The organism is Kribbella sp. NPDC026611, from assembly GCF_040638345.1.
Taxonomy (GTDB): domain Bacteria; phylum Actinomycetota; class Actinomycetes; order Propionibacteriales; family Kribbellaceae; genus Kribbella.
The window spans coordinates 490,687-505,269 of the sequence record NZ_JBEZYC010000006.1 but is presented as its reverse complement, the minus strand read 5'-3'; the positions used below and the strand labels follow the sequence as shown (position 1 = coordinate 505,269).

Here is a 14,583-nt window from a genome sequence, read left to right as displayed (position 1 = left end):
TCACAACGGCCCGGACTGGCATATAGTCGCGGCCCATGAGGGGGATCTCAGCCAGGCCGGCGACGCCGGAGACATCGGTTCTCCGCGGCTTGGTGGTCGCGGTCGCGGTGCTGCAGGCCGTCGTGCTCGGCCTCCTCGCGCGCCGCGGATCCTGGCTCACCGACGACCTCGAGTTCCTCGTCCAGGGCGGCCGCGGCTTCGCGCCCAAGGAACTGCTGACCCCGCTGAACGACCACATCGCGCCAGGCGTGCGGCTCGTCTACGCGGCCTTCGCCGCGATCGCGCCGCTCAACCACGACGTCACGATCGGCTGGCGGATGGCGATGCAGGCGATCGCGACCGTACTGATGGGACTGCTGCTGCTCCGGATCCTCGGCCCGACCTGGTGGGTGGCCATCGGTACGGCGATCTACGCGCTGATGCCGGTCAGCATGCCGTCGTTCCTGTCGCTGTCGAGCGGCGTGAACAACCTGTCCGCCCACGTCTTCGGCCTACTGTTGCTTCATGCAACTATCGACTGGTACGCCGGGCACCGCCGCCGAGCCGTTGCCTACGGCCCGTTGTCGCTCCTGATCTCGCTGGCCTGCTGGGAGAAGTCCGGCCTGATCCTCTTCACTACCGTTGCCCTTGCCCTCTATCTGCGCGACGAACCGCTCCGCAGCTGGTTGCGCCGTACCCTGCCGTACGCCGCCGCGCTCGGCGTCGCCGTGATCGGATTCGGGACCCTCTACCTGACCCATGGCAACCCGTCGGCCGGCCACGTACCGTCCGCACGAGACCTGGGCGGCCTGGTCGCGCGCAGCTTCGAGGTCCCGCTGGCCGCGGTCGTCGGTGGTCCGTGGCGCTGGAGCAGCACCGGGCAGCCGTTCAGCCTCGCCGATCCGCCGATCGCTGCGATCGTGCTGGGCGGTTTGGTCACCGCCCTGCTGCTGGTCGTCGCTTGGCGGCAGGATCGCCGGGCGCTACTGCTCTGGGGTGCGGTGATCGGCTATGTGCTCGCGACGGTCGCGCTCTTGTCGTACGGCCGGTTCGGGGTTTTCGGGTCCGTCTTCACCGTGCACTACCACTACTGGTCCGATCTCTCGATCCCGTTGACGCTGGCCGTCGTACTGACTGCCCAGAATCTGCGGATCGTGGTGCCGGCGGTGGTTCTGGTCGGTGCGCTCGCCGCAGTAGTGGTGTCGGATGCCGGCTTCGCCGCTGAGTGGGGCAAGAATCCGGCCAAGGCGTACTTCGCGACCGTCGACGCGGAGCTGGAACGGACCGGCCCGAACGTGAACCTGTGGGACACGACGATGCCGCCTCCGATCGCCAGTGCGCTCATGTCCGACCGGCGGTTGTCGCCGGTCCTGCGGATGGCCGGGCAGCGGTTCCAGTTGCAGGAACCGGGCAGCGAACCGCTGCTGGTCGACGACACCGGCCACATCCGGCCGGCCCAGTTCGCAACCTGGTACCGGGACCAGCCGACGGCGCGGCCGAACAACTTCTGCAACCTGTTGCTGCACGGGACCGGACCCCTCGTCATCCCCTTGGCCTCGACGCAGAACGAGCTCGCAACCGCCGAGTGGTTCGTCCGGGCCCCCTACTTCTCGAACCGCGAGAACCAGGTGTCCGTCGAGCTGGTCGACGCCACGGGCCGGGTCGCCGCGCTACCGGCCAAGAACTGGCCGGGCGGCAAGGGCACGATGTACTTCGGTCCGTCGGAGCGGATCCGGCCCACTCAGCTCCGGCTGCGTTCCACCGATCCCGCGACCAACCTGTGCGTTGCCAACCTCCAGGTCGGACTCCCCCGATGAAGGTCCGCTTCCCGGCCCTGGACGGGTTGCGTGCGATCGGGGCGCTCGCCGTACTGACCACCCACGTCGGCTTCCACACCGGCGCGTCGCTGAACGGCCCGTTCGCCGGACTGCTGGCTCGGCTGGACGTCGGTGTCGCGATCTTCTTCGCGATCTCCGGCTTCCTGCTCTCCCGCCCGCATATCGCGGCGTGGTTCGAAGGCGCTCCGCGGCCCAGGACGACGCCGTACCTGCGGAACCGTGCGCTGCGGATCCTGCCCGCGCTGTGGATCGCCGTACTGCTGGCTGCGCTGCTCCTGCCGCACAGTGCCGACGTCACGTGGGCCATCTATCTCCGGCACGCGACGCTGACACACATCTACCTCGACGGACCTCCAGCGGACGGTCTGACCCAGCTGTGGAGCCTTGCGACCGAGGTTGCCTTCTACTTGCTGCTACCGCTCCTGGCGAGGCTACTGACCGGACGCGGTCGCCCGAGCCGGCGTGGTATCGCAACGCGTCTCTCCGCACTCGCAGTGCCAGCGCTTGTCGGTCCAGTATGGATGGCATGGATAACGGCCACCGGACATCCACGAGCAGGTCTTTGGCTGCCTGGGTACCTCGGCTGGTTCGCGGTTGGCATGGGGTTCGCCCTCTGGCAGGTCGCACGTCAGTACGGCGTTCTCACCACCCCGACCCAGGACACTCTGACCAGAGCGCCAGGCACGGTGTGGACCGCGGCAGTAGCTCTCCTGCTGATCGCGACCACCCCTCTGGCCGGTCCGTACAACCTGACAGCGCCCTCCGCCGGACAGGCGTTCATGAAGAGCCTGCTCTATACAGCCATCGCGGCGTGCGCCCTCTTCCCCGCACTGACGCCGACACCACGATCCGCTCGGGTCCTGGGCGGCCGAGCGGGGCATGTCGCCGGTGACATCTCGTACGGAGTCTTCGTGTACCACCTGATCGTGCTCGGCCTGGTCGAGCAGGTCACGAGCTACACCTTGTTCAGCGGTCACTTCCTGTTGCTCTTCATGCCCACACTGGTGATCTCCGCTCTGGTTGCTGCGGCTAGCTACTACGGGATCGAGCGACCCATCATGCGCCTCGGCAGACGAGACAGGTCGTACGACGTCTCGCCAACGAGCAGCGCCAACGCACAGCCGAACAGCACCGACGCCTGGACCACGACCGAGGTCACTCCGGCGTCACCGCCCGGCCAGGGCTGAGCTGCGGCCACCAGCGTCCCAACGCCCACCGCGGCCGCCACCAACCCGAAGGCGATGCGTCGCGGTACCAGCCACGAGCAGACGACCGCAGCAGCGACTGCAGCGAGGCCTACCCACCCTGACATGAACAGGCCCGCGACTACTGCGATGCCAACAACGACCCAGGGCCGCGGACGACGTCTTCCACTGGGAGGCTCAGGTCCTGCCCGCCGCGACAGCAGTGCGACGCTCAGGACGAGCAGGCAGGCCAGCAGACCCACCAGCAGACCGGTCCGGTAGCCACGGTCCGGTCCGAAGCGTGCGGTCACCAACTGCTCCGCGCCAGCGGGCAGGATCCAGCCCTGCTGCCAGCCACCGACCCGAATCGGCGTGAGCTTGTGCCCGCTGTCGTCGTACGCCTCCCACCCGTCGTTGTAGTTCTGCGCGACCACGAGTACCGACTGCTCGTCCCTTGCCGGTACTTCGGTCCTCAACTCGGCCGGACTCGAGCGCACGACGCCGACGCTCCGCTCGGGCGGCACATAGGTCGCCGTCAACGCACGGACGGTCAGCTTGGCCCGGACCGGAACGAAACCACCGCCGGCCAGGAAGTCCACGGCGTGACGCCCCGCCCGGAGCAGAACGCCGGAGTCCTTCCCGCACGCCGTGAACGGGACAAGCCTTCGCTGCAACAGGTCCCGGACCGTGGCCTTGACCTGCGTGTCGACCGGTACGCCGTCCACCCGCACACTTGGTCCGTAGCCGCAGACGGCGCCCGACCGACCGTACGGGTCGAGCGCTTTGCGCAGCTCGTCCGCTCCGACGACGCGAACCTCGGCAACGCCGACCGGCGCGGTGCGCGCAAGGCCCGTGGCGGAGTCGAAGTCCAGCAGCGGCTTCGCGCGGGTGAACGTCACCTCGACAGTCAGTGCTCTCCGTGCCGCGAACCGCACGTACCCTTCCGGATCGACCGTGCCGCGCAACTGCGGCCCACCGTCGAACGCGAGCGCCACCTCGGTCGGACGGGACGCCGTGAGGTACGGATCGCTGAGGAACTGCAGACCGGTGACGCTCCTCCGTGCCGGCAGCCGCAGCGTCAGTCGCGGCGCGGTGTCGTCCGGAGCGGCCACCCAGCCAGTCCCCAGATCACGGTCGACGGCCGCGCCGGGCCGGCCTTCGGGGGCCGCAACAGACCTGGACGACGCGGTAGCCGTGATCGCTCCCGGCACGACCAGCAGCCGCTCCAGCCCGTCGCCGTCCTTCGGCAGCGCAGTGCCGAACAGCTGGTACGTCGCACTGTGCGGTACGTCGACGCTCCGCATCAGCCCGGCGGACTCCTCCGAGTCTGCGGCCTGATTCTCACGGCACAGCGGCCGCGTACCAACGTGCAGACAAGCGGACCGCCCGATCTGCTGGTTCCTGAACACCAGCGCGCTCGGCTGCCGGCCTGCCGCCGGCACCACCAGCCTGCTCGCCGCCATCATTCCCGGCACGGTCACCTCTGCGATCGACACCCCGTTCGGGTCCTTGCCGTCGGTGGTCGCGATGCTGAGTCGGAGCCGCTGCGTCAAGCCTGGTGGTGCCGGTAGATGCTGTGGATCGCCCGTTCCCGCCACCACCGAGGTCAGAACCCCCGTGTCGGTCTCGACCCGCAGCGTCCGCACCGGTTCGGTCGTTGGCGCGGCCAACGAGAACTGCACCGTCAGGCCGTCGACCGCGCGGGGTGCGGTGAAGGTGAGCTCGAGCCACTCGCCGCTCGCGCGACCGAACCGCCCCGAGATCCAGCGCGTCGACGGATCGCCATCCACAGCCGCGAACGGGCCGTTGCCTGCGCCGGTGTGCAAGGACGCGGCAGCGTCGGCAGCCGACGAGGACGCGCGAACGTCGACAAGGTCGCCGTTCCAGGCCCGAGTCGTCTCCTTCCCGGCTACCGCGTACCCGAGGACTCGGCGGGCCTGGGTGCCGGGATCAGAGGCGGCCAGCACAGGTGAGTAGTTGTCCGCCGGCCGGCCGAACGACACCTCGCGGCGCTGCACGCCGTCGGTCTGGATCAGCGGCAGACCGGTCAGTTTGCCCGCCGCGTCGGACGAGGTGATCGCGTCCCGGTTGCCGCCCAGAGCAGTCAGCGCGGCCGGTACGTCCTCGGGTGCCCCTTGGACCTCGACCAACCGGGATTGCGGCAGCAGTACGGCGGAGCTCGTCTCGCCCGCATCGAAGATCTCGACGCTCGGGTACGGCAGCCGCGTGTGCCCGTCGAGCGTGGCGTCCGGCTGCTCGATCGTGCTGCTCGTCACCGGTCCGAACTGCGCGACGCGCTCGATGCCCGCGTCCGCGAGACTCTCGTGGACGGCGAGCAGCGGCGTCGCCTGCGCGTCGTACCGCAGGTCGTTGCGGACCACGACATACCTGATGCCCGCTCGGGTCAGTGCCTGTCGCAGGGTCGCGTCCCCCACTCCCGAGCCGAGCCGGCGCTCGATCTCGTCGAGCCAGCGTGTCGCCCCGGCGGACCCGAGCGGCACTGCGTCGCGCACGGCCATCGGGCGCTTCAGCAACGCCTGGAACGGTTCGTCTTTCGTCGAGCCCCAGGTGAAGTCCGCGAAGGACGAGGCCGGCACCACGAGCACCGAGCCCGGCGCGGGCTGTCGATCGAGCCAGGTGGCAGCGTCACGCCAGTACGCCGGTATAGCGTCGTACCCCTCCCGTCTGGGCAACTGGCCGAGGACGGCCGGTGTTGCCGCCGAGACGATCAGACATGCGACGAGCACGGGTACGACGCGGCGGTGGATGCCGCGTGCTGTCGCCAGCTGGGTGAGCCTGTGCAGCGAGTGCGCCGCAGCGAGCGCCAGCGGCAGTCGCACGACCAGCTCGAACTTGTGGGTGTTGCGAAGCGCTGCGAGTGATCCGTCGAGCAGGTCGTGCAGCTGCGGTGCCAACGGCGAGCCGGCCGTACCTGCATGTCCCAGCGTCAGCAGTAGGAGTCCGACGACGAAGGACATCTGGAGAAAGCCGCGGTGCGGCAGCGAACCCATCCCTAGACCAAGCAGGCCGACCAAAGCGATCGCTGCGCTGACCAGGATCAGGGTCGGCTGCGTGACGTACAGCCAGCCGGCCGGCCAGCTCGGTCCGCCACCGCCGGACAAGAAGTTCAGCCACTGCGACGTACCGCGGAACGACTCGAACACGCTCGCCCTGCCAGTGGTCACCGCAGCGTTCTCGATCCAGTCCAGGAACGGCGGGCTGTACCGGCCGAGCAGAACCAGCGGTACTAGCCACCACAGCGAGACGGCGGCAATGCACGTCAGCCAAGCCGCGGTGACCTTCACCGTGCCACGGCGAGTGAGCAGCCAGAGCGCTGGAAGAACCAGCGTCGCGCCGGTCGCCACTGCGTTGACTCCGCCGACCAGTGCGAACGCCACAGCTGACCAACAGACCCGCCACCAGGTGGAGCGTCCAGTCGGGGTGACGAGCGGCAGCAGGACCCACGGTGCCATCGCGAGAGGCCACACCTCGATGGAGGTGATGGAGAGCTCGCCGAGCATCCGAGGGCTCGCGGCGTACAGCAGTGCGACGGCGAAACGCGACCAGGGGACGCCGTACTGCAGGGCGTTGCAGAGCTTCCAGACACCGACGAAGGCAACGCAGAGGACCACTGACCACCACAGCCGCTGGATGATCCAGTCCGGCACGGACAGGAGGTCGAGCAGCCAGTGGAACGGACCCATCGGCAGCAGGTAACCGTATGCCTGGTTCTGCAGCTGGCCGAAGGCGCCTTGTGGGTCCCACAGATGCAGCGCCCGTCCGAGGAAGGCACCTGGTCCCGCGGTGAGGTCGAGTTTGGTATCCGGGACGATCTTCCCGGGCGCCTGCTGGAAGCACAGCGCGACCAGAGCCAGGCAGCCAACGACGACCCGCGCCCGCCAGATGACCTTCATCGGCGCCTGAGCACCAGGACGAGGTTCCAGGTGACGACCTCGCGCAGCCCGGGCACAGCAAGTACGCCGTACGCCCAGCGCGGGTGGTACCGAGGCAAAGCCGCCACGAGGTCCACGTCCGGACAGGTACGCGCCCAGCGCAATCCGCTCGCGACGGTGATCGGGAAGAGCGACTCACCGAACCTGTTCTTCGGTGGACGACCCATTCGTCGCTGGTAGCGGGCGGCCGCGCGGTGACCGCCCAGGTAGTGCCAGGGCGCGGTCTCGTGGCCGCCGTGCGGTCCCCACCAACCGGTGTAGGACAAGAAGACAGTTCCACCGGGCCGAGTGACCCGCACCAGCTCGTCAGCCATCAGCCAGGGGTCTGGGACGTGCTCCAGCACGTTGGACGAGAAGCAGACGTCGATCGAGGCGTCCGCCACCGGCAGGGCCATCCCACTGCCGAGCACAGTGCCCGGGGCGGGAGCACCACGACCGCTGAGCTCACCCAGGTCCGAGTCGACGGCGTAGTACGTCGCACCGGCCCGACGGAACGCGTCGGCGAAGTAGCCGGGACCACCGCCGACGTCGAGCATCAACGCGCCGTCCAGCGCGACGTACTCGCGCAGCTGGCCGACCGAGTCTTCAGCAAGCGTTTCATAGAAGCGATCCGGGTCCGACTGCTCTACGCCGAAGGCCCGGAGCAGCCGCACCGATCGGCTGAGATCGGCCCGCCACCCCCGGCGCGCTGTTGCGTTCGTCATCCCCTGCACAGCCGGACATTAACGGAACTTCCGAGGTCTGGTGGAGATCGTTACTCCTTGGTAACGTCCGCGCCCATACCTCGGGGGAGGTAACCAGAGGGGTGGGGCTGATCAGGTGCGTGCACAGAGCGTGCTGTTGCTGAACTGGCGTGACACGACCAACCCGGAAGGCGGTGGCTCGGAACGCTACGTGGAGGAGATCGCGCGCGGCCTTGCGGTGCTGGGCTGGGCGGTGACTGTGTTGTGTGCGGCGTACCCGGGAAGTCCGCGGGAGGCGTTCCGTGGCGAGGTTCGGTACGTGTACCGCGGCACCAAGGTGACCGTGTACCTGCATGGCCTGCTCTACACCTGGCTGCATCGGCCGGACCGCGTTGTCGACGTCCAGAACGGGCTGCCGTTCTTCACCCGGCTGGTCCGGCGCGCCGTCGTCGTTCTGGTGCACCACGTCCACCGGGAGCAGTGGCAGGTCGTCTACCCGGGCTGGCGCGGCCGGCTCGGCTGGTGGCTGGAGTCGCGGGTGGCACCAACGTTGTATGCGGATTGTCCTTACGTGACGGTGTCGTCGGCCTCTCGCGACGAGCTGGCCGATCTCGGAGTCGACGACATCACAGTGGTGCACAACGGGACCGACCCGGCACCGGCGCGGCAGTGCGCGCGAGCCGCCGTACCGACGGTGGTGTGCGTTGGCAGGATCGTCCCGCACAAGCAGATCGAGCATGCCGTCGATGCGATCGCAGTCGCGCGCGAAACCCTGCCAGAGGCCCGACTCGTCGTCGTCGGCTCCGGGTGGTGGGAGGACTCGCTCCGCGCGTACGTCGAGACGCGAGGGCTGACCCACGCCGTCGAGTTCCGCGGGCAGGTCAGCGAGGCCGACAAGCACGCGGCGTACGACGAGGCCTGGGTGCTCGCGTTGCCGAGTCTCAAGGAGGGCTGGGGTCTCGTCGTCGGTGAGGCTGCCGGGCACGGCGTACCCACCGTTGCCTATCGCAGTGCCGGTGGCCCGACCGAGTCCGTCCACGACGGGGTCTCCGGGGTGCTGGTGGACAGCCGGTCCGAGTTCGCGGCGGCCATCACCTCGTTGCTCGTGGACTCTGTACTGCGGCAGCGGTTGTCGGCCGGCGCACTGGCGGGCGCGGGCCGGTTCACGTGGCGCGCGGCCGCGCTCGCGTTCGACAGCGTGCTGACGCCTACTTCGAGCCGTAGTTCACGAGCGGAACGTCAGCCTGCCCCTGCGTCTGACCCTGCGGCGGCGCCGGGTCGTCCTTCACCGACTGAACCACCCCGACAACGGTCGTCGTAGCCACTGCGAGCCCGGCGAGTACGGCGATGGCCGCACCGATCAGCGATCCCATGAAAAGCGTCCCCTCCCGATCAAGTGAACCGCAGAGTAACAACGCTGTCCCACCGACACCAGGGCCGGGAGCAAGGTCAGTACGGCGATCCCCCAGGCCAGCAGGACGGTCACCGTTCGCCAGACCGGTGCCTGCTGCGGGATCGGCGTACCGGCCAGCTGGTAGACCGCGACCGTCGGGCCTTCGAACCTCTTGGTGAGACCCCGGATCACGGTGTCCGGCGCCGGTCCACGGGCCTCGCGGTCGACCACGATCCAGCCGACGCCGTTCCGGAGCAGGACCCGTGTTGGGTCCGTCCCAGCTCGCAAGGCGTTCGCGACGTCGGCCGCCTGCGGGTCCTCGCCGCCGAGCCGGCGGCCGGCGACGATCAGCTCGTCCGGCACGATCGACGGCTGCGCACCGAAGTACCTCGGCATCGGATCGAGCACCGGGCGGTGGCCGTTCCAGGAGGGGGCACGGTAGGCCTCGAAGGGCCAGGGGATGAAGCGGCCGGCCAACACCTGCTTGGCCTGCGGCCAGTCGCTCGGGTAGTGCGACAGGTGCAGGCCAGCACCAGCGGCAAGGGCAGGTAGGGCGGCGACCGGTACCAGGGCTGCGGTGAGGCCGATAACCAGCTTTGGTCTGACGTGGTCCTGCAGCCACGCGACAGCGACACCGAAGCCGACTGCCTCGAGCAGCGCGAGCGGTGCCAGGTAGCGCTGACCGTCGCGGAACAGGCCGGCACCCGGGACGTGCTGGACCACCTGCGCGAACAGACCCGGTACGACGACACCGACCAGCGCGATGAGCAGCGCCACGACCGCAGGTACCACCAGCGCGCCGGCGAAACGATCTCTGCGCCACCACAGCCGCACGCCGGCCAGCGACAGCAGCAGCATCGCGAACGCGAGGACGAGCGCGAGCGGTTCACCACGGTCGCCCGGAACGACGTCCGCGTTCCACACACCGCCGAGCGTGAGCAGCGTCGGGAGCGTACCCCCATAGCCCTCGTCACGAGCCGCGAACGCCGCCACCGAGGCACCGTCGCTCGCCAAACCCGAGTGCGTGACGCCAGCCACGATCCAGGGCGCGTTCAACAGCAAGGCGGCTCCCAAGGGCCATCGACTGTAGGCCCCTGGTCGCCAGCGCAGGACCACGCCACTCACGAGCAGCGCCACCACACCACCCGACGCCGTCAGCGCACACAGCGCCGCCGCCAGGACGATGCCGACCCACCCCTTCCCTTCACGCAGCCTGACAGCGCCCCGGACCAGCCAGGGCAGAGCGGCGTACCCAAGCAGCAGAGCCCAGGCACCGAGCCGCAAACGCTCAGCAACAAAGGGATTCCAGACATACAGCGTCGTCGCCGCAACTCCCGCCAACCAACTGCCAAGCTTGAGCTCCCGCCACAACGCAGTCACCCCCAGCCCCGCCAGCAAGGGGATAGCAACCAGAACGGCCTTGCTGAGCAACTGCCCGCCGCCGAGCTCGTCCAGCACCGCCACCACAACATCCGACGGCACCGCCCGCGGCAGAGCCCCCGAAACCCCAAACAGCTCCAGCCGCAGCGGGAGGTCCGGCACAAACACCATGTCGTAACTGACGACAAACCCCGGCGCGAGCAGCGGCCCGGTGATCACAGCCGTGAGCAGCACAGGCCAAACCACCGGCACGACACGCTTCATGCGCTCGGACAACAACAACCCTCCTGGCACCGGTGGCGTGGTACGGCTGTCCGACTGTAGTTCACGCCCATGATGCAACCGGATGGGCTTGGTGGGACTCGTGAGGGGAAAGGGGTCGATCCAGGGAGTGGTGATGGCTGAGGGCGACAGAGTGCGCGAGCTGTACGACGGGTGTTACCGGCGGCTCGTCGGGCAGTTGTTCGCGGTCTGCGGGAATCTGAGTGAGGCCGAGGACGCGGTGCAGGAGGCGTTCGTTCGGGCGGTCGAGAAACCGCGGCGGTTCGCTCAGCTCGACAACCCGGAGGCGTGGCTGCGGACGGTCGCGCTGAACGCCGTACGCCGGCGCTACCGCCGCGCGGCCCGGTTCCATGGGCTGCTCTCCCGTGTGGATGTTCCCGAGACCACGGTGGCCGGGCTGTCTGCGGACCGGATCGCCTTGGTCGAGGCTTTGCGGCAGCTCCCGTACGAGCAGCGTGAGGCGATCGTGCTGCACCACATCGTCGACCTGCCGGTGAGCGACATCGCCGTACAGCAGCGCGTTCCGGAAGGGACGGTCAAGGCACGCCTGGCTCGAGGCAGGGCACGGCTGGCCCCGCTGGTCCACGAGTTCGCCGACGACTCCGAGGAGGTCAACCATGTCTGAGCTGAAGGAACTGTCCTGGGACATCCAGCAGACCGTCGAGCCGGTGCCCTTCGAGGCGATCGAGCGCAGCGGCAAGCGCCGCCGTCGCCGTCGGCAGGCGCTGACCGGCGCGGGCGTCGTCGCGGCGGTGACGCTCGCCGCACTGGCTGCCGTTCTGCCGCTCGGGAACGTGACCGGTACCGCGAAGCCGCCCGCCGCCGGCCGGACGGCGATCCCGGTCGACCAGGCGGCGGAGAGACTGATCCACGACAAGAAGTCGGGCGCTGCCGCGATCGCCTTCGGCACACCGACGCGGTGGGCCTCGCTGTGGTCGTCACCTCAGCCCGGATACACCTACAGCTATGCGGCGGTGCTGAGCCGGGACGGGGTGCGGGCCACCGCGCCGGTGCGCAAGAACCAGTACTTCGTGCTGCGGGACGGGGACGAGGCACTGGCGCTGTCGATGCCGACGAGCATGAAGGCGACCGATCCGACCTGGGCCCAGTCCGTGATGGTCCGCCTGACGGATCGGGGCCGGATCGAGAAGACCTTGCACTGGGCTCCGCCGACGGACAGGTTCACCGATGACGACGTACTGCTGGCGGCCGGCACGCTCCGAGCACTCAACCGCGAGACCGGCACTCTGCGAGAGGTGAAGATCCCCGGCGCCGACGACGCCTACGAGCCGTTCCGCGACACGACCGGGCGGTGGTGGCTGGTCGGCGCCAAGAACAGCGGCGTCCGCTACGTCTACTGGACCGACGACCACGGTAAGACCTGGGGTCGCTCAGGCGTCGGCGGAGGCAGCATGGGTGGCGCGTTGGGCGTCAGCCCCAACGGCAGGACCATGGTGCTGATTCCGGGCCGCGACCCCCGGGTCACCCAAGGCGATGACCCGGTGCCGCTACGGTTGTCCACCGATCGCGGCGAACACTGGACGACGGTGTCCGCTCGGAGCGCGCCGTACCTGTCGTCACCTGTTGCCTTCGACAACGGCACGGGACTCGCGCTCTACCAGGGCAAGAAACGCGAACTCCTCCGTCCCGGTGCCGGCGCACCGTTCACCCCGCCGACCGACCTCGGCGAACTGGAAACCGTCGGCGACTTCGTCTACGGCATGCAGTACAACGGCAATCACGTCATCACCAGCACCGACCACGGCAAGACCTGGAAGTACTTCGAACCTCGCTAGCGGCGCACCCTATACTTGTATAGGACAGTATCGCTGAACCGGAGGGAGCGTCGTGGCTCGGTACCGCCGCGAACCAGAGCCGGGGATGCTGGCGGTCGTCGATCTCGAGGACACTCGCCCGAAAGGCGCCCAGCTCCGGGAGATTCTGCTCGCGCTGATCAGCACCCTCAAGCCGGGCGACCTACTGCCGTCCGAACGTGTGCTCGCAGACTTGTACCGCGTCGCACGCCTGACCGTCCGGCAGGAGGTCGACCGCCTGGTCACCGAGGGGCTGGTACGTCGTCATCACGGCCAGGGAACGTTCGTCGCCAGCCCGAAGCTGGTGCAGTCCGATGCCTTGTACTCGTTCTCCGAAGACATGCGGGCCAGGGGGATCGAGCCAGGCGGGCGGGTGATCTCCGTGGCCGTCGAACGCGCGTCCCGAGCTGCAGTCCGGGCCTTGGAACTCGAGCGCGGCGCCCGCGTGATCAGTCTCGTCCGGATCCGCACGGCCGATGGTGAGCCGATGGCAGTCGAGCGGACGAGCCTGCCCGCGGCCCGCTTCCCCGGTCTCGAAACACTGTTGCTGGACAACGTGTCGCTGTGGGACACCATCGAGCACCACTGGGGCGTGCAGGTCGGCAGCGCGACGCACACGATTTCCAGCGTGCTCCCCGACACCGCCGAAGCCCAACTGCTCGAGATCACCACGGCCCAACCGTGCTTCGCCTTCGAAGGCACGAGCACCGACACCGACGGCCGCCTGATCGAGTACGGGCGCTCGGTGTATCGCGGCGACCGGTACGACGTTCAGCGCCGCGCCGTCCGCCCGCCCAACCCGACCTGAGCCACGCCCCGCCCACGCGTCAGCGCGAGGACCGGGATCCGCCGTTCGACCTTCTGCTGGTAGTCCTCCAACTGTGGGGCCTCGGCCACCAGCGTCGGCCACAGCCTGGCGCGCGCTGCCCCGCGCACCTCATGAACGGTCACCCAGAACAACTCGGCGCCGAACTCCACCCGGATCACGGGGTTCGCCTTGACGTTGTGGTACCAGGCTGGGTGGTTGGCTGAGCCGCCGTTGGAGGCGACGACCACGTAGCTTCCGTCAGGCTGAGGAAAGCAACCCAACGGCGTCACCCGTTCGACGCCGGACCTGGCACCGACATGGTGGATCAGAATGACGGGGTACCCGGCCCACGGCCCGCCGACCTGTCCCTCGTTCGCCCGGAACTCCGCGATGATGCTCGCGTTGTAGTCATCGGATCCGCTCATCGCTCGAACACCCTTCAGCCGAGGACCGAGCCGCCGGCGATTGTGGTGACCGCCGCGGTGATGCCACCCGCGCGATCAGACGCCAGGAAGGTCGCGGCCTCGGCCACATCCGCCAGCGTCGTACCTCGGGGCAGCATCCGGCCCGGCGCGCCCGGGTCGGCCAGCATCTCGTCGACGGAGACACCGAATCGCAACGCCATCCGCCGGAACAGTGCGCCGACGTACGAGCCGGCCGCAACCGACTCCGCGATCCCGTCCGCGCGCAGGCAGACCACCCGGACGCCGTAGGGTCCGACCTCGTTCGCGAGCTGCTTGGTAAAGGCCTCCACCGCGATGCAGGCCGGTCCGAAGCCGTCCACCGGCAGCGTCACCTGCGCGGCGGTCGTCGAGATCGTGAGGATCACCCCGCCGCCCGCGTCCGCCATGTACCGCGCGGCCGCGGTCGCGGTCAGGAACTGCGTCGAGGTGTACCCCGTGATCGGGTACAGGTAGTCCGCCAACGACAGCTCACGCAGCGGAACGCCTTGCTGATGATCGAATCCGACGGTGTTGATCGACACGTCGATCCGCCCGGATGCGGCCATCACGCCCGCGGCATGACGCCGTACCGACTCCGCGTCGAGCGCGTCGACCACGCCGACGGTCGCGCAGCCGCCGGCTTCCGTGATCTGGTCCGCGATCACCTGAAGGGTCGTCCTGGTCCGTCCCGCCAGGTGCACCTGGGCACCTTCGCGAGCGAACGTCCGGGCGACCGTGTTCCCGATCGCACCGGCAGCCCCGTAGACCACGGCAACCTTGTTCTCGAGCAGCATCCACGCGTCCCTTCCCTGGTGGCCTGCGGAGA

Annotated in this window: 10 protein-coding genes and 2 pseudogenes; 6 read left to right on the top strand and 6 right to left on the bottom strand. The window is 68.9% G+C overall.

What is annotated here, in order from left to right; translation table 11 throughout:
* The first annotated feature begins 35 nt into the window (after positions 1-35).
* Both AB0E69_RS26745 and AB0E69_RS26740 read left to right on the top strand, forming a co-directional pair.
* A complete protein-coding gene (locus tag AB0E69_RS26745) occupies positions 36-1,796 on the top strand; it encodes a hypothetical protein (RefSeq protein ID WP_360151570.1) in 1,761 nt (586 codons plus the stop codon).
* Positions 1,793-3,004 (top strand): acyltransferase, encoded by a 1,212-nt coding sequence (locus AB0E69_RS26740; protein ID WP_360151567.1) that lies wholly within the window; start codon positions 1,793-1,795, stop codon positions 3,002-3,004. The genes AB0E69_RS26745 and AB0E69_RS26740 overlap by 4 nt, the downstream gene beginning before the upstream one ends.
* Before the next feature lie 1,934 nt (positions 3,005-4,938).
* Here the strand turns inward: AB0E69_RS26740 and AB0E69_RS26735 are convergent.
* Positions 4,939-6,915, bottom strand: a pseudogene (locus AB0E69_RS26735) (alpha-(1->3)-arabinofuranosyltransferase family protein); the annotation flags it as partial.
* On the bottom strand, positions 6,912-7,658 hold the full coding sequence (locus AB0E69_RS26730) for a class I SAM-dependent methyltransferase (protein ID WP_360151564.1): 747 nt from the start codon (positions 7,656-7,658) through the stop codon (positions 6,912-6,914). The pseudogene AB0E69_RS26735 and the gene AB0E69_RS26730, both read right to left, overlap by 4 nt.
* Positions 7,659-7,773: 115 nt before the next feature.
* Between AB0E69_RS26730 and AB0E69_RS26725 the strand changes: the two genes are divergently transcribed.
* Entirely contained in the window at positions 7,774-8,958 is a 1,185-nt protein-coding gene (locus tag AB0E69_RS26725) for a glycosyltransferase family 4 protein (RefSeq protein WP_360151561.1), read from the top strand.
* Here the strand turns inward: AB0E69_RS26725 and AB0E69_RS26720 are convergent.
* Together AB0E69_RS26720 and AB0E69_RS26715 are read right to left on the bottom strand one after the other, a co-directional pair.
* Positions 8,912-9,010 (bottom strand): annotated as a pseudogene (locus AB0E69_RS26720) (DUF2613 family protein); the annotation flags it as partial. The gene AB0E69_RS26725 and the pseudogene AB0E69_RS26720 sit on opposite strands and share 47 nt — an antisense overlap.
* Positions 8,998-10,644, bottom strand: coding sequence for a hypothetical protein (locus AB0E69_RS26715; protein ID WP_360151558.1), 1,647 nt, complete (start codon positions 10,642-10,644; stop codon positions 8,998-9,000). The pseudogene AB0E69_RS26720 and the gene AB0E69_RS26715, both read right to left, overlap by 13 nt.
* A gap of 163 nt (positions 10,645-10,807) precedes the next feature.
* On the opposite strand from AB0E69_RS26715, the gene AB0E69_RS26710 reads away from it, so the two are divergent.
* Genes AB0E69_RS26710 through AB0E69_RS26700 form a run of 3 tightly spaced genes read left to right on the top strand, consistent with a single transcriptional unit; the run spans position 10,808 to position 13,314 of the window.
* Positions 10,808-11,317, top strand: a complete 510-nt coding sequence (locus AB0E69_RS26710; RefSeq protein WP_360151555.1) for an RNA polymerase sigma factor — start codon at positions 10,808-10,810, stop codon at positions 11,315-11,317.
* Positions 11,310-12,488, top strand: coding sequence for a hypothetical protein (locus AB0E69_RS26705; RefSeq protein ID WP_360151552.1), 1,179 nt, complete (start codon positions 11,310-11,312; stop codon positions 12,486-12,488). Before AB0E69_RS26710 ends, AB0E69_RS26705 begins: the two co-directional genes overlap by 8 nt.
* A gap of 52 nt (positions 12,489-12,540) precedes the next feature.
* On the top strand, positions 12,541-13,314 hold the full coding sequence (locus AB0E69_RS26700; RefSeq protein WP_360151549.1) for a GntR family transcriptional regulator: 774 nt from the start codon (positions 12,541-12,543) through the stop codon (positions 13,312-13,314).
* Here the strand turns inward: AB0E69_RS26700 and AB0E69_RS26695 are convergent.
* Entirely contained in the window at positions 13,278-13,739 is a 462-nt protein-coding gene (locus tag AB0E69_RS26695) for a nitroreductase family deazaflavin-dependent oxidoreductase (protein ID WP_360151546.1), read from the bottom strand. The two genes, AB0E69_RS26700 and AB0E69_RS26695, sit on opposite strands and share 37 nt — an antisense overlap.
* Positions 13,740-13,753: 14 nt before the next feature.
* Positions 13,754-14,551 carry an SDR family oxidoreductase gene (locus AB0E69_RS26690; protein ID WP_360151543.1) on the bottom strand — a complete coding sequence of 266 codons (798 nt, stop codon included), beginning with the start codon at positions 14,549-14,551 and terminating at the stop codon, positions 13,754-13,756.
* Positions 14,552-14,583 lie beyond the last annotated feature (32 nt).